Annotated in this window: 23 protein-coding genes, 1 tRNA gene, 1 pseudogene and 1 riboswitch; of the genes and pseudogenes, 4 read left to right on the forward strand and 21 right to left on the reverse strand. The window is 33.2% G+C overall.

Annotated elements, in window-relative coordinates; genetic code table 11:
- Positions 1-31 precede the first annotated feature (31 nt).
- The gene (locus tag TKV_RS08795; protein WP_049685616.1) at positions 32-1,156 is read right to left on the reverse strand and encodes an ABC transporter ATP-binding protein; all 1,125 of its coding nucleotides are present in this window, start codon (positions 1,154-1,156) and stop codon (positions 32-34) included.
- A 239-nt stretch (positions 1,157-1,395) separates the two neighbouring features.
- Positions 1,396-1,845 carry a hypothetical protein gene (locus tag TKV_RS08800; protein ID WP_049685617.1) on the reverse strand — a complete coding sequence of 150 codons (450 nt, stop codon included), beginning with the start codon at positions 1,843-1,845 and terminating at the stop codon, positions 1,396-1,398.
- Positions 1,846-1,982: 137 nt separating this feature from the next.
- A riboswitch (Lysine riboswitch) is annotated at positions 1,983-2,172 on the forward strand.
- 122 nt (positions 2,173-2,294) lie between these two features.
- Here TKV_RS08800 and lysA point away from each other — a divergent pair.
- Positions 2,295-3,632, forward strand: coding sequence for a diaminopimelate decarboxylase (gene lysA / locus TKV_RS08805; protein ID WP_049685618.1), 1,338 nt, complete (start codon positions 2,295-2,297; stop codon positions 3,630-3,632).
- Between the two features lie 30 nt (positions 3,633-3,662).
- Here the strand turns inward: lysA and TKV_RS08810 are convergent, their stop codons facing one another.
- The gene (locus TKV_RS08810; RefSeq protein ID WP_049685619.1) at positions 3,663-4,274 is read right to left on the reverse strand and encodes a 50S ribosomal protein L25/general stress protein Ctc; all 612 of its coding nucleotides are present in this window, start codon (positions 4,272-4,274) and stop codon (positions 3,663-3,665) included.
- 116 nt (positions 4,275-4,390) lie between these two features.
- Here TKV_RS08810 and TKV_RS08815 point away from each other — a divergent pair.
- Positions 4,391-4,466: transfer RNA gene (locus TKV_RS08815), tRNA-Arg, on the forward strand.
- Between the two features lie 11 nt (positions 4,467-4,477).
- Here TKV_RS08815 and TKV_RS08820 read toward each other — a convergent pair.
- The 3 genes from TKV_RS08820 to TKV_RS08830 form a co-directional block, all read right to left on the reverse strand.
- The gene (locus TKV_RS08820; RefSeq protein WP_049685620.1) at positions 4,478-5,158 is read right to left on the reverse strand and encodes an HAD family hydrolase; all 681 of its coding nucleotides are present in this window, start codon (positions 5,156-5,158) and stop codon (positions 4,478-4,480) included.
- A 21-nt stretch (positions 5,159-5,179) separates the two neighbouring features.
- The gene (locus TKV_RS08825; RefSeq protein ID WP_049685621.1) at positions 5,180-5,686 is read right to left on the reverse strand and encodes a hypothetical protein; all 507 of its coding nucleotides are present in this window, start codon (positions 5,684-5,686) and stop codon (positions 5,180-5,182) included.
- A gap of 111 nt (positions 5,687-5,797) precedes the next feature.
- On the reverse strand, positions 5,798-7,429 hold the full coding sequence (locus TKV_RS08830; RefSeq protein WP_415853213.1) for a peptide ABC transporter substrate-binding protein: 1,632 nt from the start codon (positions 7,427-7,429) through the stop codon (positions 5,798-5,800).
- Between the two features lie 201 nt (positions 7,430-7,630).
- Here TKV_RS08830 and TKV_RS08835 point away from each other — a divergent pair, with 201 nt between their 5' ends.
- The gene (locus tag TKV_RS08835; RefSeq protein ID WP_049685623.1) at positions 7,631-9,385 is read left to right on the forward strand and encodes a cell division FtsA domain-containing protein; all 1,755 of its coding nucleotides are present in this window, start codon (positions 7,631-7,633) and stop codon (positions 9,383-9,385) included.
- Positions 9,386-9,725: 340 nt separating this feature from the next.
- On the opposite strand, the gene TKV_RS08840 is transcribed toward TKV_RS08835, so the two are convergent.
- Complete coding sequence (locus TKV_RS08840) at positions 9,726-10,709, reverse strand: acyl-CoA dehydratase activase (protein WP_049685624.1); 984 nt, start codon at positions 10,707-10,709, stop codon at positions 9,726-9,728.
- A gap of 131 nt (positions 10,710-10,840) precedes the next feature.
- Here TKV_RS08840 and TKV_RS08845 point away from each other — a divergent pair, with 131 nt between their 5' ends.
- A complete protein-coding gene (locus TKV_RS08845) occupies positions 10,841-12,373 on the forward strand; it encodes an ATP-dependent metallopeptidase FtsH/Yme1/Tma family protein (RefSeq protein WP_049685625.1) in 1,533 nt (510 codons plus the stop codon).
- A gap of 35 nt (positions 12,374-12,408) precedes the next feature.
- On the opposite strand, the pseudogene TKV_RS12485 reads toward TKV_RS08845, so the two are convergent.
- The 14 genes and pseudogenes from TKV_RS12485 to kdpC form a co-directional block, all read right to left on the reverse strand.
- A pseudogene (locus TKV_RS12485) lies at positions 12,409-13,071 on the reverse strand (TIGR01906 family membrane protein); the annotation flags it as partial.
- Positions 13,072-13,073: 2 nt separating this feature from the next.
- Positions 13,074-14,570 carry a hypothetical protein gene (locus TKV_RS08850; protein WP_049685626.1) on the reverse strand — a complete coding sequence of 499 codons (1,497 nt, stop codon included), beginning with the start codon at positions 14,568-14,570 and terminating at the stop codon, positions 13,074-13,076.
- 15 nt (positions 14,571-14,585) lie between these two features.
- Positions 14,586-15,035 carry a hypothetical protein gene (locus tag TKV_RS13605; protein WP_236617239.1) on the reverse strand — a complete coding sequence of 150 codons (450 nt, stop codon included), beginning with the start codon at positions 15,033-15,035 and terminating at the stop codon, positions 14,586-14,588.
- Positions 15,028-15,564 (reverse strand): hypothetical protein, encoded by a 537-nt coding sequence (locus TKV_RS13610; RefSeq protein WP_236617240.1) that lies wholly within the window; start codon positions 15,562-15,564, stop codon positions 15,028-15,030. The genes TKV_RS13605 and TKV_RS13610 overlap by 8 nt, the downstream gene beginning before the upstream one ends.
- Positions 15,565-15,576: 12 nt before the next feature.
- Positions 15,577-17,154, reverse strand: a complete 1,578-nt coding sequence (locus TKV_RS08860) for a HEAT repeat domain-containing protein (protein WP_049685627.1) — start codon at positions 17,152-17,154, stop codon at positions 15,577-15,579.
- A complete protein-coding gene (locus TKV_RS08865; protein ID WP_049685628.1) occupies positions 17,144-18,736 on the reverse strand; it encodes an Hsp70 family protein in 1,593 nt (530 codons plus the stop codon). Before TKV_RS08865 ends, TKV_RS08860 begins: the two co-directional genes overlap by 11 nt.
- Positions 18,737-18,747: 11 nt before the next feature.
- Positions 18,748-20,532 carry an MBL fold metallo-hydrolase gene (locus tag TKV_RS08870; protein ID WP_236617241.1) on the reverse strand — a complete coding sequence of 595 codons (1,785 nt, stop codon included), beginning with the start codon at positions 20,530-20,532 and terminating at the stop codon, positions 18,748-18,750.
- 291 nt (positions 20,533-20,823) lie between these two features.
- Positions 20,824-20,955, reverse strand: a complete 132-nt coding sequence (locus tag TKV_RS13850) for a hypothetical protein (RefSeq protein WP_268870121.1) — start codon at positions 20,953-20,955, stop codon at positions 20,824-20,826.
- Between the two features lie 77 nt (positions 20,956-21,032).
- On the reverse strand, positions 21,033-22,055 hold the full coding sequence (locus TKV_RS08875; RefSeq protein ID WP_173402337.1) for a lysylphosphatidylglycerol synthase transmembrane domain-containing protein: 1,023 nt from the start codon (positions 22,053-22,055) through the stop codon (positions 21,033-21,035).
- Positions 22,056-22,110: 55 nt separating this feature from the next.
- On the reverse strand, positions 22,111-23,028 hold the full coding sequence (gene pdaA / locus TKV_RS08880) for a delta-lactam-biosynthetic de-N-acetylase (RefSeq protein WP_049685630.1): 918 nt from the start codon (positions 23,026-23,028) through the stop codon (positions 22,111-22,113).
- A gap of 70 nt (positions 23,029-23,098) precedes the next feature.
- Positions 23,099-23,659, reverse strand: a complete 561-nt coding sequence (cas4, locus tag TKV_RS08885; protein WP_049685631.1) for a CRISPR-associated protein Cas4 — start codon at positions 23,657-23,659, stop codon at positions 23,099-23,101.
- The gene (locus TKV_RS08890; protein ID WP_049685632.1) at positions 23,656-23,928 is read right to left on the reverse strand and encodes a hypothetical protein; all 273 of its coding nucleotides are present in this window, start codon (positions 23,926-23,928) and stop codon (positions 23,656-23,658) included. Before TKV_RS08890 ends, cas4 begins: the two co-directional genes overlap by 4 nt.
- Before the next feature lie 78 nt (positions 23,929-24,006).
- The gene (gene kdpDN / locus TKV_RS08895; RefSeq protein ID WP_201769472.1) at positions 24,007-25,134 is read right to left on the reverse strand and encodes a KdpD-like non-kinase potassium sensor; all 1,128 of its coding nucleotides are present in this window, start codon (positions 25,132-25,134) and stop codon (positions 24,007-24,009) included.
- Positions 25,135-25,140: 6 nt separating this feature from the next.
- Complete coding sequence (gene kdpC / locus TKV_RS08900; protein ID WP_049685634.1) at positions 25,141-25,719, reverse strand: potassium-transporting ATPase subunit KdpC; 579 nt, start codon at positions 25,717-25,719, stop codon at positions 25,141-25,143.
- Between the last annotated feature and the right edge of the window lie 15 nt (positions 25,720-25,734).

The raw sequence follows: 25,734 nt of genomic DNA on the forward strand, positions 1-25,734 counted from the left end.
GCAAAACATGAAAAAGGCGGAATAATCCGCCTTAACTTACAGTTCTATTCAAAATTGTCATTTCTGTTTCTTTGTCAAACATGTGCAACTTGTTAACGTCAAAGCCTATCTTTATCACATCTCCTGCTCTTGCAGTAGTTCTTGGATCTACTCTCGCTGTCAGTGAAACACCTCTTACGTCAAGATAGAGATATGTCTCTGCACCCATTAGCTCTGTAACTTCTACTTTTGCCTCAACTACACTTTCTGGATAAGCCTCTAAAAAGACCTGTTCATCATGTAAATCTTCCGGCCTTATTCCCAACACAATTTCTTTTCCCACATAGCTTGGGTCTTTCAATCTCTTTAAAATTCCTTCTGGCACCAATATACTGAATCCTTTGAAAGTAGCATATACTTTTCCGTCCCTATTTTCCAATCTTGCATCGATAAAGTTCATCTGTGGACTTCCAATAAATCCCGCAACAAAGAGATTATTTGGATAATCGTAAATAGTTTGTGGCTTATCCACTTGCTGGATGACACCGTCTTTCATGACAACAATTCTTGACCCCATTGTCATAGCTTCTGTCTGGTCGTGGGTAACATATATAAAAGTCGTCTGCAATCTGTCGTGAAGTTTTGCCAACTCAGTTCTCATTTGAACCCTCAATTTTGCGTCTAAGTTTGACAAAGGCTCATCCATGAGGAACACCTTAGGATTGCGCACAATAGCGCGTCCCAATGCAACTCTTTGTCTTTGTCCACCTGACAAAGCTTTTGGCTTTCTGTTTAAATACTCCTCTATTCCCAAAATTCGTGCTGCTTCTCTTACCTTTCTATCAATTTCTGCTTTCGGAACCTTCCTAAGTTTAAGTCCAAACGCCATATTGTCGTACACTGTCATGTGAGGATAAAGCGCATAGTTTTGGAACACCATCGCAATGTCCCTATCCTTTGGCGGAACCTCATTTACAAGTTTACCATCAATATAAAGTTCACCACTTGTAATCTCTTCAAGTCCTGCTACCATTCTTAATGTCGTTGACTTTCCGCAACCGGAGGGACCTACCAAGACTATAAATTCTTTGTCTGCAATTTCAAGGTTGAAATCTTTAACTGCGGTAACACCGCCTGGATAGACTTTGTAAACATGTTTGAGTACAACATCAGCCATTTTCAAAATTCCCCCTGTTAGAATGTTTGATGCTTTTATTATAATACCATTTTTTCAACTTTCCTATAGGCAATAAACATGATATTTAATATAAATTTTTGTACAATATTCATACAAAGTTAAGTAATTTTTCCCTTATGATTCATCTTTTTGCATTTTATTTAGAAATCTATACCAAAGGAAAACCAATATGCCGTCTGCAATCATTATTGCAGTGAAAATGCAATATTTCACTGATTTTACCTCCTCATCCAAGGAGATAATCTGAATATAGTTATAAGATTCCCCAATGACAAAAGAGCTGCTAAATCCACAACTAAACTATACAAATAATGCCAGTGTATATATTTCAATACACCTACATAAATTAACGAATACTCCATCACAAAAAACAATGCCGTCGACACAAAAACATTTATGAGGCGAAAAAAATTACTTTTAGGATATGTCTGTGCATATAATATTCCTATGCAAAAAGGTGCTCCTAAAGAAAAAAATAAACTTGAATCAAAAATTCTCACTACAACGTTCGAGAAACTGTAAAGATTAAGGTGAATAGCAATTCCGTCAACAATAAGCTGAAAGGCAGAAGCCAAAAAGCCACTCCATATTGTGTATTTTAAAGATTTTAAATCTACCAAAGCAAATAGAATTATCCACGAAATTACAAAAGTTACTATCCACGGCATATACAACACCCCATATTTACTTTGCCCATTTATTTTATTAACTATTCCTAAAAATTTTTCTGAAAAGTGTTGACAGCTATTTTCATAAATGATATTATATAAAAAAATAAAATTGAATAGTACCTCATCTTCTTTGAAGGTGAGGTAGAGGCGCGGGTCATCAAGAGTAGTATACCGGAGGTATTTAAGGGCTGATGAAGGTATATGAAAGGGATGCTCGCCGAAGCGCGTAAATTCCTTAAAGTTTACGCAGCTGGGCCTATGCCGAACAGGTATAGGACTGTCACTGTAGGTTTCCCGAGCCTTCAGTGAAGAGCTATCTCGCTATAGGGGGAAGGAGGTATTACCATGTCTATGTGCAAATTAGACAGCTGAGTAATACTTGGCTGTATTTTATTTTGTTTTTCGGTTTCTTAATTTAAATTATTAAAGTAAACGAGGTTGATAGGATGTTACATGGAACAATGAGAATAAACTCAAAAGGTCATTTGGAAATAGGCGGATGTGATACTGTAACCCTTGCTAATAAATTTGGTACACCTCTGTATGTCATAGATGAAGAACTTTTAAGACAAAATTGCAGAGCCTTTTACAACGGTTTTAAAAAAAATTATCCGGGAAATGAAGTGATATACGCCAGCAAAGCTTTTATGACAATGGCAATATGTAAAATAATAGAAGAAGAAAATTTAGGCCTTGATGTAGTTTCAGGTGGCGAATTATACACTGCTTTAAAAGCAGGATTTCCGGCTGAAAAAATATATTTGCACGGAAATAACAAATCAAAAGAAGAACTTATAATGGCCTTAGAAAATGACATCGGAAGAATCATTGTAGACAACTGGTATGAACTCAACATGTTAAATGATTTAGCAAGAATGATGAACAAAGTGCCTAATATCTATATACGCGTATCTCCTGGTGTAGAAGCTCATACTCACCAATATGTAAAAACAGGGCAAATAGATTCAAAATTTGGCTTCCCTCTTTTTAATGGAGACGCAATGAGAGCCATAGAATATGCTTTAACTTTGGAAAATGTAAATATAGTAGGTCTACATTCTCATATCGGTTCTCAGATTTTTGATGCAGAATCTTATAAAGCTGAAATAGAAATTATGATGAATTTCTTAAAATTAGTAAAAGAATTTTTAGGTTGGGAAGTAGGGGAACTAGATTTAGGTGGAGGTTTTGGAATAGCATATGTAGAAGAGGACGATCCCCAGCCAATCGAACAAATAGCACAAGAAATAATGCAAGCAGTAAAGGAATATTCCGTTGCTTTAAATATAAAAATGCCAAACATAATTGTAGAGCCAGGTCGTTCTATAATAGGAAATGCTGGAACTACTCTTTACACAGTAGGAGCAATAAAAGACATACCAGGAGTTAGAAAATATGTATCAGTAGATGGAGGAATGTCTGACAATATACGCACTGCCTTATACGGTGCAAAATACGACGCTATTGTAGCAAACAAAGCCAAAAATATTAAATCAGAAAAAGTATCAATAGCTGGGAAATTGTGCGAATCTGGGGATATGTTAATTTGGGACATAACATTACCAAAAATTGAAGAAGGAGATATTTTAGCTGTAACTTGCACTGGCGCTTATAACTATTCAATGGCCAGCAATTATAATAGGCTCCCACGTCCCGCAGCCGTATTAGTTTACAATGGCCATGCTGATATAATCGTCGCAAGAGAAACTTATGAAGACCTCATACGAAATGACGTAATCCCGGAAAGGTTAAGCAATGAAAAAAGGAAAATAGCCAATTATTAAAAAGAGAGGGATAAAATCTCCCTCTCTTTTTTATTGTTCACTTTCCTTTGTTGTTTCAGTAGTCTCTTCTGCTGCTTCTTCTTCCTCAGTTTCTTTTGGTGCAAGGACAGATACCACAACTTCATCCGGGTCATCAATAACTTTTACTCCTTCAGGCACTTGAATATCTCTTACAAAGAGAGTATCTCCTATTTCCAACTTGCTTAAGTCCACAGTAATTTCTTGAGGAATCTTATCAGGCAAGCTTTCTATCGTTAACTCCCAAAGTTGATGCTGTACAATTCCGCCTCTGCTTTCAACAAGTCCCGCACCCTCAAACTTGAGAGGTACAGTAGCTTCAATTTCTTCATACATTGATACTCTCTGGAAATCTACGTGAATTATTTTGCCCTTTAAAGTATCCTCTTGTATTTCTTTAATAATCGCATTGTGAGTGGTTCCGTTCACAATCACATTGAGGAGGACATTCCTTCCATGTTTTTGTAGCAACCTTTGAAGCTTGTTATATTCAACTGCCAAAGGAATGCTCTCCGCCATATCCTTGCCGTATAGAATAGCAGGGACATAGCCTTGTTTCTTCAATCTCCGAGCTGCATTCTTTCCAGTATCTCTTTTTACAGCTTCGATACTGACACTCTGCATCTGTCACTCCTCCTTTGTTTATTGTTTCCAAATATTATTTTACCACTATGTTTTGTAAATATCAAATTTATTTGACATACTCTTTATTTCATAGTAAACTTTTATGTGTAAAGCGTGCGCCTGTAGCTCAGTGGATAGAGCGTTCGGCTCCGAACCGGGAGGTCGCAGGTTCGATTCCTGTCAGGCGCACCATTTATTTTTTATTAGCTTTTGAAAGCATCTTCTTTAGCTTCCAATTTATCTATAAGTTCCAATAGACCTGTATCAAAAGAATCTATTATAGAATCTGCTGCTGATAAGTCCTGATTCCCCGAATTCGGATTTTTAAAACCTATAACTTTCATTCCCGCTTTTTTCGCTCCTTGAACTCCGTTGTGGGAGTCTTCAATAACGACACACTCATGTGGTTTTACCCCCAATTTATCTGCTGTGTATAAAAATATATCTGGCTCTGGTTTACTGTTCTTGACATAGTCTCCGCTTATCAGTACTTCAAAATATTTATCAATCCTCAATTTTTTTACAACCAACTGAATAACATCAATCGGCGAAGAAGAGGCGACTGCAAGTTTATACTCATTGGCAAAAAGTATCTCTACTGCTTCTTTTATCCCTTTAACAGGAATTATTTCGCCAGTATTCAGTACATATTCTAAATATCTTTTTCTATCCATCTCTACAAGTTCTTCAACGCTGTATGGAAGATTAAATTTTTCTTTGATTTTACTCCACATGTAATAGGAAGAAGACCCTACAAAACTCAAATGTTCTTCTTCACTCACCTCAACTCCTAATTTTTTAAAAAGCTCTCCTTCTAATTTAATGTGCAGAGGCTCGCTGTCAATAATTACTCCATCCATGTCAAAAATAACTGCTTTAATCATTTTCATCCTTCCTTTCACAGTTCACTTAAAAAGTTTCCTCGGTATATATCGCCACATAGCATCAAGCATTTTTTCGTCTGGCTCAAAAAACAAAACAGTCTTTACTCCTTTATTTTCAAAAACTGCAAAATACACATTGGGAGAAGACATAGAACTTACTGCTTCAATTCGATTTTTGATGTTTTTTATATCGTTTGTAAATTTATCACTGTTGACTTTTGCTACAATCTCAAAGTTTCTGCAATCTATACTTAAAATAGGCTTTCTTCTTTTTTGGTCTATTATTTTATCCACGTCAAAATCGCTGTTTGTAAGTGCATATTCAAATTCAATATTTCTCGACCTTATTAAATAATAAGCAATATATCCAAATAAAAGCAAAAAGAAAATCCAAAAATTTCTTACTATTGGTATTACAGGTATCACTAAAAAGACAATTACAAAAGTAGCCAGTATGACACCAATACTAAATAGTGCGTCTTTTAGAGTTTTCTGCCTTTTTATAAGTTTTTCTATAAATATATCCATTTCTTTTTCACCTCTTTTTCAATTATATCCGCAATGTCAATTTTCCACAATACTAAAAAAACAAGGCGATTTCTCGCCTTAAAAGCAATCTTTTTTGTATTCATAATGCCTTTATTTTTCTATATACGTCCACTTCCAATCGTTATCCACACCAACTGCATGTCTTACTATGCCTTTTATGTAATCCTGCTGTACATATGCGGTAGCTGAAAAGAACAACGGAGAAATTGGCATTTCCTCCATCAGAATTTTTTCAGCCTTTTTCATGTTTTCCATTCTAATTTTATTGTCATTTGTTTGTTTTGCTTGCTGAATCAATTTGTCATATTCGGAATTTGAATAAAATACGCGATTTGGCTGACCGCTTGTTTGTGTAACCCACAAATCCAAAAATGTCATCGGGTCATTGTAATCGGCGCCCCATCTCGTCAGCATAACATCAAATTGTCCCTGAGAATACATTTGAAGCCTTATCTTAAAAGGTACATTTTGCAATTCAACATTAATACCCAAATTTTTCTTCCAGAACTCTTGAATAGCTTGGGACTCTCTTTTTGCAACATCTGTATCATCTGCTATTAATACAATCCTGGGCAAAGTGGTTATATTTAACTCTTTCATGCCTTTTGCCAGTAGCTCTTTCGCCTTTTGTACATCTTCTTTAAACAAATCCCCTACTTCTTTTCTAAATTCTCCATTTTCGCCTGGAATCCCGTATGGTACAAATCCATAAGCAGGAAAAGAACCGTCTTTTAATACATTTTCTGTTAATTCTTTTCTGCTTATCGACAAACCAAAAGCTTTCCTTATATTTTCATTCTTAAATACTGGATTTTTAGTGTTAAATGCCAAAAAATACGTAAAACCATTGGGATGTATTTGAACTTTATCTTTATATTTTTCTACATAATCTCCAGTAACACTAATCACATCATATTGGCCTGCATCAAAATTTTGTGCCACAGTATTCATGTCCTTTATCATATCAAAATCTATTTCATCCAATTTAACATTATCCTTATCCCAATATTTATCATTTTTCACTAATACAATGTTTTGTTCATGATTCCATTCTTTTAATATAAAAGGTCCGCTGTATACAAGGGTATCTGGAGTTGTTGCCAGTTTGTCTCCCACTTTTTCTACAAAAGATTTTTCGAGTGGAAAATATGTTACAAAAGCTGTCAAACTTAAAAAATACGGGGTGGGCGCCTCTAAATCCACTTGCAGTGTTTTATCATCTAATGCCTTTACACCTACTTCATCAGCGGTGACTTTTCCCGCATTATATTTTTCAGCATTTTTAATAGGGAACATTATGTAAGCATAATCTGAAGCGGTTTTTGGGTCTAACGCTCTCTTCCAAGAATATTCAAAATCATATGCTGTTATAGGATTGCCATCACTCCAATAAATATTATCTTTTAAATAAAAGGTATAATGTAAGCCATCTTCTGATATTTTCCAATCTTTAGCTAAACCTGAACCTTTTTGGGGTTTTTCGTCTGGTCCAAGTCTTACTAAACCTTCAAGCACAGCATTAAGCACCTGGAATGAAACCCCATCTGTTGTCGTTTGAGGATCTAAACGAGGAGGTTCTTCACCAAGATTCAACCTTAAAACTTGTTTTTTATCTTCCTGATTTGCACTGTTTTGTTGTGTTTTAGAACTGCATCCTGATAAAGCAACAGATAAAAGAAAAATAAACACCATCAAATAAACAGTAACTTTCCGCATAAGCATTCCCCCATTTCTTATATTGACAAGAGAAATTGTACCACTGAAAGTTTCTTCTTTCAACGAAAGGAATTTTATCTTTTCTTTAAATTTTTTAATAAATATTTAAAGTTATAAATCACAGCTAAACTTATTTCAAAACCCTTCCGAAATAATGTGTGAAAATGTATAATAATTATAAACAATAAAATTTTTGGGGGTTACACAATGAACAGCAATGATATCATCTTTGCCCTTGACATTGGCACAAGGGTAGTAGTTGGAATAGTAGGTGTTGGAAACAACGGCAAATTCAGTGTACTTGCTGTCGAACAAATGGAACATGAAAATAGGGTGATGTTTGACGGACAAGTTCATGATATAGATAAAGTTGCTAATGTCATTGTGAAAATAAAAGAAAAACTTGAAAATTCTTTGAACATAAAATTAAGAGAAGTATGCATTGCTGCAGCAGGAAGGTCTTTAAAAACTCAACTTGCAAGAGCAGAAAAAAATATTGAAGAAGAACATGAAATAACAATAGAAGATATAAATAATTTAGAATTAGAAGCTCTTGAAATCGCACAAAATGCCGTCATCTCTCAATCAGGACTTACAAAATACCATACTGTTGGCTACACAGTCTCTAATTATTACTTAAATGGTTTGCCTATCACTAATTTAAAAGGGCATAAAGGACATGAAATAGCAGTTGAAATTTTGGCAACTTTTTTGCCTTATGACGTTGTTGAAGGTCTTTATGCTGCAGTAAAAAACGCAGGCCTTGAAGTTTCTTACATCACGTTAGAACCTATTGCAGCAATAAATGTCGCCATAAAGCCTGAAATCCGAATGTTAAATATCGCTCTTGTCGATATAGGTGCTGGTACTTCTGATATCGCTATATCAAAAGAAGGAAATATAATCGCATATTCTATGGTGCCTTATGCAGGAGACGAAATCACAGAAAGCATTGCTACCCATTACCTTACTGATTTTAATACTGCTGAGAAAATAAAAAAGAGCACAAAAAGCGAAATAAAATTTAAAGATATCCTCAATATAGAACATAAAGTAACAAGAGATGAAGTTGTTGAAGTTATCATGCCTCAAATCAAAACATTAGCCCAAAAAATATGCGATGAAATTGTAAAATACAACGGCAAAAGCCCATCGGCAGTTTTTTTAGTGGGTGGAAGCAGTAATCTTCCCCATTTACCTGAAGAAATAGCTTCAATATTAAAGCTTCCTGTAAACAGAGTCTCTGTAAGAGACGCCAAATCGATAGAAGTTTTAGAGTACAAAGGTAAAAAATTAAAGGGACCTGAAAGTATCACTCCTATAGGAATTGGGTACTCTGCAATGATAAATAAAAGAAAAGATTTTATAAAAGTATTTGTAGAAAATGAACCTGTCAAAATTTTTAACATAAAAAACCCCAATGTAATGGACATACTCCTCACCATAAACTATGACCCAAAAAGTTTAATTGCACAAAAAGGTAAAGACTTAACCTTCACCCTCAACGGAAAAAGTATTACAATAAAAGGAAAAGACGGTACACCATCTCAAATATACGTAAATAACGCATTGGCAAATTTAAAAACTCCTGTAAAAGAGGGAGATAAAATTACAATCATAAAAGGAATAAAAGGAGAAGATGCATCTTTGACTGCGAGAGAATTGCTTAAACAGCAAAAAGGTGGTATAATTTATGTAAACAACAAGAGGGTAAATTTAGACTATGAGATAAACGACGGCGATGAAGTAGTAATAAAAGAAGGAATGCCCAGCTTTACAGTTACAGTAAACGGTAAAGAAGTTACTTTAAAAGGGAAAGAAGAATATCTTTTTGTAGATATATTCAATTTTGTAGATTTAAAAATTGAAAACAACAAAGTACCCGAAATGAAACTCAATGGAAAACGGGCCTCTTATACTGATGTATTAAAGCCGGGAGACAATATTGAAATTGAAATATAAGAGTGCGAAAAAGCACTCTTTAGTTTGTTGACAAACCTTTATATTACAAATAAAGTCTTCTGCTTTTATGCTTAGGTGCAGGCTCCCGTATCTAAGTCGTGTCTATGGCTTCCTTTGGGCAGCTTCCGAATTCGCTTTCTTTCTCCCATGAAAGGCAATTTATCTTTCGAGTTGAATATAAATCTTTCAAGTTAGTACACGTTTTAAGACTGCTTATGGGAAGCTGCTTTTCCAAAACTTCACCAAAACACACTTAAGATACTCCCGCGATGCAACCTTGCGCATAAAAGCGGAGACTTTTTAAAAAAGACTTTGTTTACAAGCTGACTCTTTATCTTTTTTAACTTGCTGTATTTGCACATATCGTTTTACTGGTGCTGTTTGACCATTTTCCGCATTTATCTCCCCATCTGGAGATTACTTCATCACCCTGTATAAATTCTACAACCTCACAGCGATTGGGACAATCTGTACATTCAAAACCCACAGCGCGGTATTTAAAATCACTGACTTCAAACCCTTTAAAAGAGGTATATCCCTTCTCTTTTACAGCCTCTTTTGCAAGTATCGCTGCTCCAATAGCCCCCATTACTCCATAATGCTCAGGCACATAAACCTTCATGCCTAATGCTTTTTCAAACGCTGCTTTAATTCCTTTATTCGCCGCCACACCGCCTTGAAAAACAATTGGCTCTCTTATGTCCTTTCCTTTTCCTACATTGTTTAAGTAATTTCGTACAAGAGCCTCACACAAGCCGCTAATTATGTCAGGCAGTGAATAGCCCATTTGTTGTTTGTGAATCATATCAGATTCCGCAAAAACGCTACATCTTCCCGCAATTCTCACAGGACTTTTAGACTGTAAAGCTATATCTCCAAACTCCTCTATGGGTATATTTAGCCTATAAGCTTGTTGGTCAAGAAAAGAGCCAGTTCCTGCTGCACACACTGTGTTCATCGCAAAATCTACTACAACCCCATCTCTTAAAATTATGATTTTTGAATCCTGCCCTCCAATTTCTATTACAGTTCGAACATCCTTTATTACATTAGAAGCTGCTATTGCATGAGCTGTAATTTCGTTTTTAACAATATCCGCTCCCACCATTAAACCTGTCAATTGCCTTGCACTTCCTGTCGTACCTATTCCTTTTATGACAATATCTCCCATTTTATTTTTTATTTCTTTTAAAGCATTTTGTACTGCTTTGATGGGCTGCCCTTGTGTCCTTATGTAAACAGATTCTATTACTTTATTATTTTCATCTATAACAGCTATATTGGTGCTTACAGAGCCTACATCTATTCCCATATATCCTTGCATATTACAACCTCCAATTGTTGATTTATTTTACATTTTTGCCTTCAAAATCATTTTTTATACCTTTTTAATCAGCGAATAAATTGCATCAAGAAGCAAAAACTACATTCAGAATAAAAGCGGGGGCGAGAATTATGAAAAAAAATGTCCACATTCTTATTTTGTCAATTTCCATTTTCGTAAATATATTCTTTGCATATATCTTTTTATCAAATACAAAAACAAATTCTAACTTCAATTTTTCCATCATTTTTACTATAGCTGTAATCGCTATAAGCTATTTGTTACTTAAAAACAGATTTTCTGAGCTTATGCCTGTAAATTACAATAACACAGTAGAACTAAAAGAAGACCCTAATAGTCGCAAAACCAACATTACCTTCAAAGATGTAGCAGGATTAGACGAAGTTATTGACGAATTAAAAGTAATAATTGACTTTATGACAAACACAGAAAAATACAATAAAATGGGAGCAAAAATCCCCAAAGGTATTCTGTTTTACGGTCCTCCTGGCACAGGGAAAACCTTGCTCGCTACAGCATTAGCAGGTGAAACAAATTCGACGTTTATAAGTGCGTCAGGTTCAGAATTTGTGGAAAAATACGTCGGAGTAGGTGCCAGTCGCATAAGAGCTCTATTCGCAAAAGCCAAAAAAAGTGCTCCCAGCATCATCTTTATAGATGAAATAGATGCTGTTGGCACAAAGAGAAATACAGACAATAATTCAGAAAAAGACCAAACGTTAAATCAGCTATTAGTGGAAATGGACGGATTTAACAGCAATGAAGGGATTATAGTGATAGGAGCCACAAATAGGCTTGACATGCTGGACGAAGCTTTATTAAGACCGGGACGATTTGACAGAACAATACACATTGGAAATCCTAACATGAAGGCAAGATTAGAAATACTAAAAGTACATACGCGAAATAAACCCCTCGACGAAAGCGTCTCTTTAAGCGAGCTTGCCAGAAAAACCCACGGCATGACAGGAGCCCATTTAGCCACCATGTGTAACGAAGCAGCAATACTTGCTGTTATGAGAAACAAAAACAAAATTGGAAAAGAAGAATTTGACGAAGCACTAGAAAGGGTAATTGCAGGCCTTAAAAAGAAATATCCATCCGTTTTAGAAAAAGAACGAACAATTGCCGCATATCACGAAGCAGGACATGCGCTTATAGGAAAAATTTTAAATGTAAATACCGTTGAAAAAATCTCAATTGTCCCAAGGGGACAAACATTAGGATATGTTTTAAACTTCCCAAAAGACGATTCTTTCTTACTCACAAAGACTGAATTAAAAAACAAAATCATCATGCTGTTAGGTGGAAGAGCTGCAGAAGAAATAATATTCAACGAAATATCAACAGGAGCAGAAAATGACTTAAAAGAAGCGACAAAAATTGCTTACCAAATGGTGTGCAATTACGGAATGAGTGAATTAGGAAACAGAGTTTTTGATATACACATGCTGAAATCCACAGAAATAATAGATAAAGAAGTTAACAAAATTATAAATAATTGTTATGTATCCGCAAAAAAAATACTCATGGAAAATAAACATAAAATTACTCTCATTGCTGAAAGGCTTTTAGCGAAGGAAATCATCACAAAAGAAGAATTAGAATCACTATTAGAAGAAGAAAACAAATTATGCGTATAGCAAAAAGTCCTATTTAAACTGGTCTTTTTGCTATTTTTTATTATATAAGCAATAAAAGATATAGCTAAAATTGATAAAGTAGCATTTCTTAAAGTTAAAAATACTGCATCCTGAAAAAATTCTAAAGGAAACATTTGTATTAACCTATCTTTAGCAACATCTAATTGCCACAAATCATTGTCAAAAAACATAAGGTGAAAATCAGTAAACCACTTATCAAAATCAATTAACATTGCCAAAGCAAACAATCCCAAAAAAACGTATATACCTATTAAACCTCTTAATATATAGTCTGAAACTTTATAAAGTGATTTTGTTAAAAGAAAATATATAAACAACAAAATAAAAATCACCATTGAAAAGTCTTTTACCAAAAAGCCTATATGAAATAAATTTTTCACATCTTCCATATGGGCTAATTCCTTATCATTAAACATTCTTTGATAGCTGCCAGAAATTTTCATTTCAATATCCAAGGTTTTTTCTTTCCCTTTTAAATAATTTTGCATTGTTGTAATAACTTTTAAAAGGTCATCCATGTCCATACCTGTTATCACTGCTATTTTGTTCTTATCAAATTCGGCTTTGTAAAAATTAATGTCAAAAGCCACATGCTGTAAACTTGTAAGAAGTATGAATAAAAAAAGAGATACAATCATGCAAAATATTAAAATAGCATCAAAAACTTTTTTGACCATATTTAAATAACACCTTGTGCATTTTTTATTATAGATTCATAAAATTTTTTTTGATTTTTTAAATCCTTATAAAGTTCCATTCGCTTTTTGACAGTTTGCATAAAAGACGCCTTTTTGTTTTCCGAATTGTCAAACTCAAGAGAATTTCTTACATAATTTAAAATTTCTTTTTCAAAATTCTCTGGAACAGGAATTATACCCATAAGCCTTTTCATTCTCGCTTTTCTATAATCATTTTTCATATTTCTTGAGATGGCTTCAATCAGAGAAATGATATTTTTTATCTCACCTCTGACAATACTCATATCTATGGGTTCTTCTTCTATTTCTCCCTTTTCAAGAACAATTTCACTCGCATCATTTATCAAATTTTCATACTCCGAAAGCTCTTCAATATCTGTCAATATCCCTTCATCCACAATTTCCATAATATCTAAGTTAGAATAATCTACCTCTCCTAAAAGAACATTGTATCTATAAAGCTCAAAATACCAATTAGAAATCACATTATCACATTTTTTAGTCCTGCTTTCTACTTCTTTATAGTTCAAAGAAACTTTTGTCAATTCACTATAAAAATCCATAAATTCTGCAATAAAAGGTTCTTCTTTAATCGCCTCTTTAAATTTAACTTGCGACAAGAATATTATCAACAACCTATTTATAATTTTCAAAACAGAAAAAGAAATTTCCCTCAAGTTTTGCACAATTTTTATCAATTCTATACTTTCTTTTAAATAAGCATCCACTTTTTCTTTTGACATGTTTTTGAAATCCAATGACTGTAAATATTCAATTCTTTCAGCAATACCAGGAAATATCTCCCCGTATCCCTCTATTAACTTGCCATAAAAATTTTCCTCAATATCTATAACACTCTCCAACAGGGATTCATAACTTGAATAGTTTCTCTCTAATCCTTTGGTTAAATACTCGTAAAAGCGCTTTTTAGACATAGCAAAAGGTATACTAGATATTATTTCTTGAATCCTTTCTTCTTTTTCCTCTTCTACTTCATTTATAAATTCTTGTACACTTTTGTAAAACTCTTCTTCATCTATAGAGTCTGCCACAAAAAAATCTCTCGCCTTGTCATTTATAACATCATTTACATACCTCGATTCCACATAATACCCATAAAGGACATCGATAATGCTTTCAAAGTACTCTTTGTACCCTTTAATTTCATTTTCTATGTTATTTTTTATTTTTACCTCCATATCACTGTAATATTTTGCATTATTTACCAAAGATTTAATGGCTTCTAAAATTTTTTCTGCTTTTTTATCAATATATTTTAAGGAATTTAGAATAGTTTTTCTTTTAAACAATACGTGGTACAAATAAGTAGTTTCATTAAAAAGCTCTAAAATAGTAATTATCAGCACTATATCTTTCTGTTTTTTAAGCACTTTTTTTAAAAATTGAGAAACCTCTAATGGATTTTTCTTGACTTTTTTCAATTGTTCTCTTAAAACTCTCACTTCATCCGGCTGCATCGTTACACCTCTCAGTCAGTTATTTTTTAGCATTTCCGATAGGTCCTCCAGCAAAGAATAGTCTTTATACTTCTCAAGGCTCACAGCAGCTTGTTCTGTCATCGCCTTGGATGCATTGTCAAACAAAAAACCTATCTTTTGAGCTACTTCCTGTAAAATTTCTTTTACTTCAAAAAGACTATTTTTAAAATCTACATTTTGTTGTCGTACATCCAATAACAGTTTATTAATTGATAATCTCAAATTCTCTGAATTTCTGTCTTTTGCAAGATTATTTTCAACTATTTTAGCTATTCTCTTATCAAACTCTATTCCAATCCTCTCTAATCTCTCTTCCAACATTTCCTTTTCTTTTTTCAGTTGGGCGATTTGGTTTTTGTAACTTAAAATTTCCTTCTTTTGTTCATTAATTTTTTGTGTCAACTTTTCTATCTCCATTATATTCTTTTTTTCTTCCTTAATCAATTTTTCCTGTAATTTTTTTTATTTCTTTTAACAGTTTTTTATTAACTTTCTTTAATTTTTCAGCAGTTTCTTCTCCTCCCGAAGATTCAAGTATATCCGGTACCTGTTCATTTGTACATTTTTTCTCAATCATTTCTAAAACATTATCTATTATAGATATCGTACCTTCATCATTTAAGAGTAAAATACCTGAAAAAACAACTTCTGGCGCATACAAATTCAAAAGCTCATGTACTTTTTTATCTAATTCTTCAAAAGTCAAATTTTCTATTTGGTTTATTATGTCTTTATAAATCTTTTTCCACTCCTCTACAAAACTTTTACTATCTACATTTCCTTTTATAATTTCCTCTCTCAAAATAGGTATTATCTTCTTAGGCGGACAGGCACTTTTTATTAATCGAAAACCTGCCAACTTTTTTTGCAATTTTGTATCTCTCTTAAAAGGCTTTATCAATACCTCATAGGGAAGAGTAGATAAAAAAATTTCTATGCATCTTTTTTCATCAACACCTTTTATGTTAAACATAATTTCACCTTCTTACATGCGAATAAGTTTATCCACATCTTTATAATTTTCTTCAATAATCTTTTGAGCTAAATATCTAATCCTTGCACTGTCGCTTTCAGCAGCATCTCTAAATATCTTTTCATCTATTACATTTTTCAATGCCTTAGCATGTTTCCCCAACATCTTGTAAATCAAATACTGTATCTCCTCTTTTGTGGTGTTTCTCAATTTCCACACCAGTTCTTTCGCCATTTCTTCATCAAGATTTGTATCTATTATTTTCAATGTATTAACACAAGCATAACCATCGTCATTTTTAATAATATACTTGATACCATCTATTATCTGACTGTTTATGTCATTTATTTTAAGCCCCCTCAACCTTTTTATTTCTTTTATGGCATTTACCACATCTTCATTGCTTAGCCCAGGTTTTACAATATAGTAAAATAAATTGCTTAGATATTTTATCTCTCCCAGCTGCACCAGAGCTGAATAAGCATTTATACACAAAGAACTATTTTGTATAAATTGCTTTATAACTGACTTTGTCTCAAAAGCTTGTATATTTGCCAAAGAAGTGATTGCGCAGGCTTTTACTTCATTTGGTTGATTTTCATCCTTTAAAATCTCTAATAAAAGATTTATACACCTCTCATCTTTGCTATATCCAAGCCCAATAATTACATTAGCTTTGTTTTTTATCTGAGGGTCATAATAGGCTTTGAGTAAGTAATCTGTCGCAACACTTGTTCTCATCTTTCCCAAAGTTATTGCAGCTTTTTGGCTGTACCTTTCATCATACAATAAACTCGCCATATTTTCAACAGCCTCTTCTTTTAAGCGCGCTATCACATTTGAATAAACAATATTCAAGCTTTTATTTTCGTTATCCAAATATCTCTCTATAACCTGTTTTACAGCATTATCTCCTAATTGGATAAGTTTCATCAATATCCTAAAAGCAATGCCTCTTTCTTTACTGTTAAATCCGTTAAGGGAATTTACCATTTCTAATATCGGAGTTATTGCCCTTAGTTCTCCCAAATCAATAAGTGCCTCTGCAGCTATTTCCTTCAAATTGTCATCTTCAAGAAGTAAAACAAGCTGGTCATAAGCGTTAACCTCTTTAATTTCCCTAAGCGTGTGCACAACTAACCTTATTTGGTCTTCCCAGTGCCATTCTTCTAAGATAGTTATAAGTGCTTTGCGGGCTTCTAAACTATTATTTGAAATATTTTTTAATATCCTCACCATGCATTTAAATATTTCATCCTGTTTAAGGTCTAATCCTTTTGTACTGTATACAATCATTTCTATAGGATTCTGCCCTTCAGATAAAATATTTTTACCTAACTCAATAATGTCTTTTTCTAAAGAACCTAATAAAGATTCATCAGTAAAATTTATCCTTTGAATTTTTCCTCCAATAATTTTTGCATTAATCTCGTTAATATAATAGTTAAACAAATCTTTTTTAAAAGGCTTTTCTTTTCTCTTCACCCTTTTTGCTCCAAGATACTCCATTCCATCGTCAATCACCTCTTTAGATATATTCATAAAAGAATCCTTGTTCTCCAAAAGAAGAGCTTTCCAATCAATACCCATGCCCCTCACTCCCTTCGCCAATGACCACTTGAAGTTTTTGCTCCATACAACCTGATACCCATGCACTCAACGTCAAAATTCTGTTTCTATCAAAATTTACTTTTAAAGAAATGGGAGTACCGGGTTTTATTACGTTTAGAAAAGACAATTGAACGCTTTTTAAACGCTTCATTTTGGGGTCCCACAAACTCTTTCCAGAAAAAATATCCAATCTCATACCCGTAGCATTGCTTACTTTTAAGATTCCATCGTAAACTTTTTCAAAAGGCGCTCTTGTCCCTTGAGAAACAATTAAAAAAGGCAGACCATTTTTAATGTCGATATAAATGTTAGAAGCAACAACAGGGTCTATTTTAAGGTTATCATTGCTTTTGCCCAGCTTCTCATTTAAATAATGGTAAATAGCAGCTCCCCGAGCCACAGAATATATGGGATGTAAGCTTATCAAGGATTTTTTCATAAACAGCTTCTCTATTGCTTGCTGTATAGGTTGATAAGTCCCCATTCCGCCTGCTAAAAATACATCATCAATATCATAAACAGTTAAATTGGCTTTATTTAGAGTATCTAGTATAGGATCTATTACATTATCCCGCAAATTACCATCCTTAGTAATTAAAGGTTTTATACATTCTTCATACTCTTTTTTTGATATTTTAAATCGATAAGGTTTACCATTTATAAAATCCTCCAATATACTTTCATATATCGCTTCTTCCTCTTTTTTTGTTGAAAAAAATATTCGCGCTTTTTCCATCTCATAAACCATCCTATTATAGACCCGTCTTTTTTCATTTTCATCCTCAAATAAATTTTCAAACGTTTCACTCATTTCTTTCGCATATTTTTCTAAAAGATATATACTTCCCATTAAATCGAAATTTACTCCTCCTACAAGGGTGTGAGACGATATAGCAATTTCCTCCATAATAAAGTCTTTGTCATTTATTTGTACATTCAAGACGGATACATCACAAGTACCACCTCCCAAGTCAAATACCAGCATTTTTCTGAGGCGTGAAAAATCAAGCCTTCTCTTGCTTTGAGGTAACTTTCTTTCAGTATTGATAAAATCCAGCAAGGCTGCTGTCGGTTCAGAGATAAAATAGGTCTCTCTGTCGTCAAACCCCGCCATCTTTGCAGCATTTTTTGTTGCCTGAATTTGATCGTGATTAAAAGAAGCAGGAACTGTTATCACCGCGCTTGTAATTTCTTTTCCCATCTTCCTTTCTAAATTCATTTTAACTTCTTTTAGTATTAAAGCCGCAACATCTTCTGGCGAAAACTTTTGTTCATCGATTTCCCAAAAATATTCAGGAATTCCAATATAGTTTTTGCTGTTATAAATAACTCTGTCTGGTTCTCTAATTTTCATAGCTTTTGCAATTTTACCAAGATATTTATTACCGGACTTATCTATATACAAACAAGAAGGTAATAATTTTTCATAAATGTATTCATAATCCTCAGTAAATTGTCCAATATCCACTACTCGCGGTAGCAGTTCTTCATCTTTTAAAAACTCTAACACCGCTGCAACCGTATTTGTAGTACCTAAATCTATTCCCACATATAGCTTCATAAAATCCCCCCTTACAAACTTACCGTCTCTCCATCTTGGGGTACATAAACTTTTAGACCTTCAATGCCATTTAAAATTTTTTCAATATTCATTTGTCCTTTTCCTCTATATCCCCTATGAACAACAAAAACAGCAGAAGGAGCTAACTTAATGACAATTTCCAAAATATCTATCATATTACCATGATTTAATACTCCAATGTGATAATTTTTTAGTCCTGTAAATTCTCTATTATTAAAATCAAGATTTAAAATACAACCTTTATCAAAATTTTGCATTTCAGTAGCATATAAAAAAGATGTACTCCCTTCTTTTAAGTCATTAGAACTGGCAATCACTAAACAATTGCCTAAAGCTACTTCCTTTTTTATAAATTCTTTTCTCGTAGCATATAAAGTATTGTCTGCTACATTTAATACGCCGTTACTGTATAGGTTTCCGACAAAAGCCTCATATAATTTACTAAAGTGCGCCACATCTCCGTCCACATACACGTTAAAGGGAATATAAAAAAAATTTTTCCTAAGAAGCATCAACAAATCTTGTCCCTTTCCTATTGCATAGACTGGCAAAAGAACTTTTTCTTCTTCATCTATCAATTGTTTTATAGAAAGCAGCAAAAGTCTGTCCTGCAAATACTTATTTTGAATCCCAAAGTTATTGCTATACCCATAAGTTGCCTCTGTTATGAGGATATCCACTTTTAAATCTTTTGGAAGTTTAAGTCCTCTATTGGTCTCTACATCTTTTAAAGTAAAGTCTCCAGTATAAAATACTTTCACACCTTCGATATCAATATATACAGCCATCGCACCCAACATGTGTCCTGCAGGAATAAGTTTTACTTTTATCCGTTTACCTTTGATGATAAAAAAACTTTCTTCTTCATTTACAAAGTGCACAATATTTTCTTTGTCATCTAAATTTTCCTCTGTTATTTCTAAATCCGGCTTTTTATAACCTCTAAAAAAAATTTCTTTCAAAATTTGTTCTATGGGTTTTGACATAATAATTGGACAATTTAAACCTTTTTTAAGTAATTCAACAATTCCGCCAGAGTGGTCTAAGTGACTATGAGTTATGATCACTAAATCAATCTCTTTAACGCTTATAGGTAAATTTTCAATAGAATTATAATATAAAGTCTTATCTTTAATTAAAGCTCCCGCATCCAACAGTATATTTACTCCCTCATAGGATACCAAATAAGAACTAGCACCAACGTTTCCTCCTCCCCAACAGAAAAATTTAAACCCCCTAATATTATTGGCAGAGACTTTGCTTTTTTTGTAATACACATTCACTAAATTAAATTTTTCGGGAAACAATCTATAAAACTTGGCATTTTGTAACTCACATTCACTTATAAGTCCATATTCAAGTTTTAATCTAAATACGTATAAATCCAGAGGATTTAACTTATAAGCTTCGTCCAGCTCTTCACGCCATTTTAATTCACCTTCTTTTTTGTATATCTCTGCTATAAGCCCATGTATTTTAGCCAATAAAAAATTATCTTCTATTTCTTTCTCCATATATAATAATTCTTCCAAAATTTCAAAAGTCCTTCTTTTATTTTTAAAAGAAAGTGACAGCAGATAAAATTTTATCCAAGGATCTTCTCCATTGAAGTTCATCAATGCATCAAAAAGGCCTTTCACTTCTAAAGACCTTTCTATCATGTCTAAAAGAAGTACATTTTTTATAAATAATGGTAAATTATGTTGATCCACTTCTAAATCGGTATACAAATCAAAAAAATGCTCTTTTGCTTCTTCAATAATTCCAAGATACACTTCAATAATTATTTGCCATAATATTAAATATTTGTATAATTTCTCATCAAGGCCTTTTGTTAAGCTTTTTTGTTGAAAAACATACCAATAGGCTTTTAAGTATTCCTCCTTTCTAATAAATTTCTCAATATTGTTATCGTATACATTGTAAATATTTAAAAATGCCGTAACCCATCACCTCCTATGATTCTATTTTAATACCTTTTGAGTAAAAATTCTACACAAAAAATAAGTCTGGTTTTTGGCCAGACTTATTAAAATGCACCTTTAGTTGAGGGAGCAGTTGAAGCGTCAATAGGGAGCAATCACTCCTTTTTCTGCTTTTTCACGGGCCCATTCTACATTATCCAAAATCCATTTTACTTTAGTTCCTGAAAAATATGCATCTAAGTCTCTCATTGCATCCAGAATCTTTTCTTTCATCTTTATACCCCCGCCTTTTTCTTACGCAAATAATATGCCAAAAAACTCTTCAGTAAAATGAGTAAAAAAAATGTTATTTAATTAACATTTTCATTTTTCTTCACAACAAGAAAAAATCCTACTGCTGAAATCATCAAATATACATAATAAGTAAAAAATCTCCATATTCCTACAAAGACCCCTAACAAACTTCGAGGCAGTATATTTGAAAAAATTGTCGCAAATCCAATTTCCACCACTCCAGAACCACTGGGAATAAAGCTATAAGCTAAAATATCGTAAAATATCAGCTGTCTTGCAATTACCGATAATAAATTGAAATGAATATTTATAGCTACAAGCAAAATAGGTGCAATACTGTAAAAAAGCGTCCAAAAAGCTATTGCGTAAAATAACTGTGAAAAAAATAGTTTATAACTGGAAGGTACCATGAAAAGGTCATTAAAATTTTTATGATAAAACACTATTTCTTCTTTTGTTCTCACAAAGTATTTTTCAAACTTTGGTTTTTTAAAAAAAGATATATCAGCTATTTTATCCACAATTCCAATAACAAAACGTGGCCTTAGTATTATGTACACCAATATCAGTAACAAAACTATCAATACTATACTCACTAATATAGCAAAATAGGAAAGAACAGGTCCCAATTCTAACTGATTTCTAAAGAAAATGAGGAGTATAGGCGGTACAGTGCCAAAAAAAATTCCAGAAAATAAAAGTTTCGCAGTAAAAACCATAAGACTTTTATTAGGAGATACATTCTTTTTGTTAAGCAAATATATGGTAAGTGGTAAAACTCCTGACCCAAAAGGAGTTATATAACTTATAAAAAATGTCGCCAGATTAAATTTAAAAAGATAATTAAATGGAAGATTTTCCCCCAAAGCATCAAGCAAACTCTTTATTCTCAGGGTATCCACGATTAAGCTTAAAATAACTATAACAAGAATTACGACAATATACACTGGATGAATCTTAAGAGCATCTTTTACCCCTTCAAACCCTGAAAGTTTCATTAACAATAAAATTGAACCAGCGCTTAATGTAAAAGCTAACACCATCATATATAAATTTTTCTTTTCCAGCACACTGCCCAAAATAATTCCCCCAATTTAATTTTGCGATGTAGTAAAACCTACATCGCAAAGTCAATTATTTTATGTCGTCAAGGGTTTTAAACTCATACCCTTCAGCTTTAATACCTTTAATTATCCTGTCAAGAGCCAAAGCGTTGTCTTTTGAAACTGCATGAAGAAGTATAACAGCCCCTGGATGAATTCTTTTCATCACTGTATTATAGCTCTCTTCAGGGCCACCAGGAAGAGGCTGCCAATCAGCCATAGCAAGGCTCCAGAAAACTGTCCTATATCCTAATGACTTTGTAAGGTAAAGAGTCCTTTCACTGTATTCTCCTTTAGGAGGCCTAAAATATCGCATTTCTTTTCCTGTAAGCTCACTAAACATGTCTCCTAACTTTGTTATCTCTTCTTTCACCTTTTCGTCAGGCATAGTAGGCAAACTTGGATGATTTACAGTGTGGTTTCCCACTATATGGCCTTCCTTTACCATTCTTTTGACCAAATCAGCTTGCTGCTTTATATAAGGTCCTGTTACAAAAAAAGCAGCTTTTACGTTATTTTCCTTCAATATATCCAATATTTTAGGAGTATAGCCATTTTCATAGCCTTCGTCAAAGGTCAAATATACTACTTTTTTACTGGTATCTCCAACAAAAATTGCATCATACTTTTTGATGAGGCTCATAGCTAGAGGTGTTATTTCTGGAGTCTGATGGTTTGGCAAAAACCTCATTCCCCAGCTGTACAAAGTGTTGTCAAGATTTTCCGTATTTATATAAATAGTGTCATTGACAGTATTTGAAACCTTATCTTTTGCTTCATCTTTTAAAACTGCTGAATCTTTTTTTGTTTCAACTGAGGGTTTTTGTAAAACTTCGTTTTGCGCTTTCTGTTCCCTCGCTTTTGTTACATTCTTTTTAGAAATTCCGCAAGAAACTATCGAAAAAGAAAGCAATGTGATAATAAATATTGAAAATATTTTTTTGACCATTGCTATACCTCATTTCTTTTGTGTATATTACATTTTTATTTTTTTCGTTATTCAATATAATATTCTACTTTTATTTGGAAGCGTCATTGTATATTTCACAGACAGTACCTCTGCAGGGGCAAAATCTGCATAAGGCAAATGAAGGTTTTATCTCTGGAAAATAATTTCCTTGTTTCATCTTTTTCATTTTATCTACAAGATTTAAAAGTTCTTTTTTCAAATATTTTTTATTGTATACCTCAAACATAGTGTTTCTATAAACTATTCTCCCTCTTCTTACTTTCTTGTTATACACATCTTCTATTATCAAGAAATACGCCACCAGCTGCATAACATCTTTATAATAAGGAGAATCATCAGCTTCACTGCTTTTTAACTCTATTGGAACAAGTTCTTCTCCCAACTGATAAATATAATCAGGTTTTCCAGATAAACCATATTTATCCGATTTTAATAGTTTCCCATATGTAACGCCTTTTTCTTTAACTTCTTGTTGCTTGTCTATGTATATTATTTTGCCACCGCGAAACCCAATACTTCTCCTCATCTTCTTATAAGGTGGTCTTTTTTCAATAATAGCTTGAATAAGTAAATACACCACAAAAAATAAAAAAATTACATTAAGAATCATTTTAAAACCCTCATAATCGCAATTATTATTAAAATAGCTATAAGAGCAAAAATAATTACATACTTTCTGTACTTTAATTTTACAATATCCTTATAATACTTTTCGTGGTATTCCATTCCTTTTTTAAAATTGCTAAACTGGAAGTCTAAACTTTCATGGCTTCTTAAACTATTAATATACTCTATTCCATATTTTTTTATGTAATACCACTGATATGGACAATAAGCAAATTGATTTATTTCAGTTGCAGAAATATATTTATCTTTCATATATAACACCCTAAATAACGCAATTTTACAAAATTTATTATACCATATAAAAAAAACGGGTTAAAGCCCGTTTTTTAATCATCCTCTTGGATCAGCCACAACAAGAACATCTATGAATTTAGTACCTTTCATTATTCTTCTAACAATAGATCCCCTTATTATTTCATCAATTCTCCTTCTCACAGACTGCCCTACTACAATTTGAGTAATGGCATTTTCCTCTGCAAATTTTATTATAGCTTTAGCAGGGTCATTGGACTTCACCATAAAAAATTTCGCTTCCAATTTATTGCACAGCATAGTGATTTCGTCAAGTTTTTTAAGCTTTTTATGGTCTCTCAAGTCATCCTCATTGTAAACATGTAGGACAAATAGGTCTGCTTTGAGCATTTTTGCCAGCCTGTAACCTCTCCGTATCAAATACTCTGCATTAAATCTCAAATTCACACAAACTAATATTTTTTCCTGTGCTCCTTTTAATCCTATAACATTTTTTCTATTTTTATACTCAATAAGCCTATCATCAACTTCATTAGCCACTTCTCTTAATGTGAGTTCTCTTAAAGCTGAAAGGTTGCCAATTCTAAAAAAGTTATTGAGTGCAGTCTCAATCTTATCAGGGCTATAAATTTTCCCGTTTTTGAGCCTCTCTATTAAAGTCTCTGGAGAAACATCTACCACTTCAACCTCGTCACTTATCTCCAAAAGCTTGTCTGGGATGGTTTCCCTTACTTTGACATTTGTCATTCTGTTTACATAGTCATTAAGGCTTTCAAAATGCTGTATATTAACAGCTGTCATAACACTTATTCCGTTGTCGATAAGCTCTAAAACATCTTGATACCTTTTTTCATTTTTAGAACCAGGAGCATTGGTATGGGCTAATTCATCTACCACCACAACCTGTGGCTTCCTTTTTAAAATAGCCTCCAAATCCATTTCCTTAATAATTACACCTTTGTAATTTATTTCCTTTAAAGGAATAATCTCAAGATCACCTATCTGCTCCTCAGTGTCTTTTCTTCCGTATGTCTCTACAAAACCTATCACAACGTCTATACCCCTTGATTTCATCTCATTAGCATCCCTTAACATGTGATAGGTTTTACCCACACCGGGAGCAGCCCCAATGTATATCTTCAATCTTCCTTTTTTAGCTCTTTCGATCTCTCTCAAAAAATAATCGGGGGACTTCTTCTCCATCATATAGCCTCACTTTTTAGTACGCTTAATTTCTTCCAAAAGACTCAAGTTTAGCTTCAACACGTTGATACGAGGTTCTCCGAAAATACCTAAGAATCTCCCTTCAACGTTTTTGTCTACCAGTTTCTTTACAACCTCTTCTGGTAAGTGATTTGCTGCCGCGACTCTTTTGACTTGCAAGTAAGCAGCCTCCGGTGAAATATGCGGGTCTAAACCAGATCCAGAGGATGTAACTATGTCTGCAGGTATGTCACTTCTTTTTACCCCAGGATTTTTCTTCAAAAACTCTTCAATGTTTTTTTCAACCTCTTCCTTGAACTTAGGATTAGAGAGAGCATAATTAGTACCACCCGAAGATTCAGCATTGTAATCTACAACAGAAGGTCTGCCCATAAACCACCTTGAATCGGTAAATTTCTGACCAATGAGTTCTGAACCAACTGGTTTACCGTCTAACATAATTATACTACCATTTGCCTGATAAGGAAATAATAAATTTGCAATTGCTGTCATTACAAAAGGATACACAAGCCCCAGCAAAACCATCAAGACAAATACAAATTTGATTGCTTTTTTTAATTCATTCATAGCAAATCCTCCATA

This window comes from Thermoanaerobacter kivui (genome assembly GCF_000763575.1).
Lineage (GTDB): Bacteria > Bacillota > Thermoanaerobacteria > Thermoanaerobacterales > Thermoanaerobacteraceae > Thermoanaerobacter > Thermoanaerobacter kivui.

What these genes read in the sequence shown, in the direction of transcription:
- TKV_RS08795 (WP_049685616.1), bottom strand. Translation starts at nt 1,156, where the DNA reads ATGGCTGATGTTGTACTCAAACATGTTTACAAAGTCTATCCAGGCGGT.
- TKV_RS08800 (WP_049685617.1), bottom strand. Translation starts at nt 1,845, where the DNA reads ATGCCGTGGATAGTAACTTTTGTAATTTCGTGGATAATTCTATTTGCT.
- lysA (WP_049685618.1), top strand. Translation starts at nt 2,295, where the DNA reads ATGTTACATGGAACAATGAGAATAAACTCAAAAGGTCATTTGGAAATA.
- TKV_RS08810 (WP_049685619.1), bottom strand. Translation starts at nt 4,274, where the DNA reads ATGCAGAGTGTCAGTATCGAAGCTGTAAAAAGAGATACTGGAAAGAAT.
- TKV_RS08820 (WP_049685620.1), bottom strand. Translation starts at nt 5,158, where the DNA reads ATGATTAAAGCAGTTATTTTTGACATGGATGGAGTAATTATTGACAGC.
- TKV_RS08825 (WP_049685621.1), bottom strand. Translation starts at nt 5,686, where the DNA reads ATGGATATATTTATAGAAAAACTTATAAAAAGGCAGAAAACTCTAAAA.
- TKV_RS08830 (WP_415853213.1), bottom strand. Translation starts at nt 7,429, where the DNA reads ATGCTTATGCGGAAAGTTACTGTTTATTTGATGGTGTTTATTTTTCTT.
- TKV_RS08835 (WP_049685623.1), top strand. Translation starts at nt 7,631, where the DNA reads ATGAACAGCAATGATATCATCTTTGCCCTTGACATTGGCACAAGGGTA.
- TKV_RS08840 (WP_049685624.1), bottom strand. Translation starts at nt 10,709, where the DNA reads ATGCAAGGATATATGGGAATAGATGTAGGCTCTGTAAGCACCAATATA.
- TKV_RS08845 (WP_049685625.1), top strand. Translation starts at nt 10,841, where the DNA reads ATGAAAAAAAATGTCCACATTCTTATTTTGTCAATTTCCATTTTCGTA.
- TKV_RS08850 (WP_049685626.1), bottom strand. Translation starts at nt 14,570, where the DNA reads ATGCAGCCGGATGAAGTGAGAGTTTTAAGAGAACAATTGAAAAAAGTC.
- TKV_RS13610 (WP_236617240.1), bottom strand. Translation starts at nt 15,564, where the DNA reads ATGTTTAACATAAAAGGTGTTGATGAAAAAAGATGCATAGAAATTTTT.
- TKV_RS08860 (WP_049685627.1), bottom strand. Translation starts at nt 17,154, where the DNA reads ATGGGTATTGATTGGAAAGCTCTTCTTTTGGAGAACAAGGATTCTTTT.
- TKV_RS08865 (WP_049685628.1), bottom strand. Translation starts at nt 18,736, where the DNA reads ATGAAGCTATATGTGGGAATAGATTTAGGTACTACAAATACGGTTGCA.
- TKV_RS13850 (WP_268870121.1), bottom strand. Translation starts at nt 20,955, where the DNA reads ATGAAAGAAAAGATTCTGGATGCAATGAGAGACTTAGATGCATATTTT.
- pdaA (WP_049685630.1), bottom strand. Translation starts at nt 23,028, where the DNA reads ATGGTCAAAAAAATATTTTCAATATTTATTATCACATTGCTTTCTTTT.
- cas4 (WP_049685631.1), bottom strand. Translation starts at nt 23,659, where the DNA reads ATGATTCTTAATGTAATTTTTTTATTTTTTGTGGTGTATTTACTTATT.
- TKV_RS08890 (WP_049685632.1), bottom strand. Translation starts at nt 23,928, where the DNA reads ATGAAAGATAAATATATTTCTGCAACTGAAATAAATCAATTTGCTTAT.
- kdpDN (WP_201769472.1), bottom strand. Translation starts at nt 25,134, where the DNA reads ATGATGGAGAAGAAGTCCCCCGATTATTTTTTGAGAGAGATCGAAAGA.
- kdpC (WP_049685634.1), bottom strand. Translation starts at nt 25,719, where the DNA reads ATGAATGAATTAAAAAAAGCAATCAAATTTGTATTTGTCTTGATGGTT.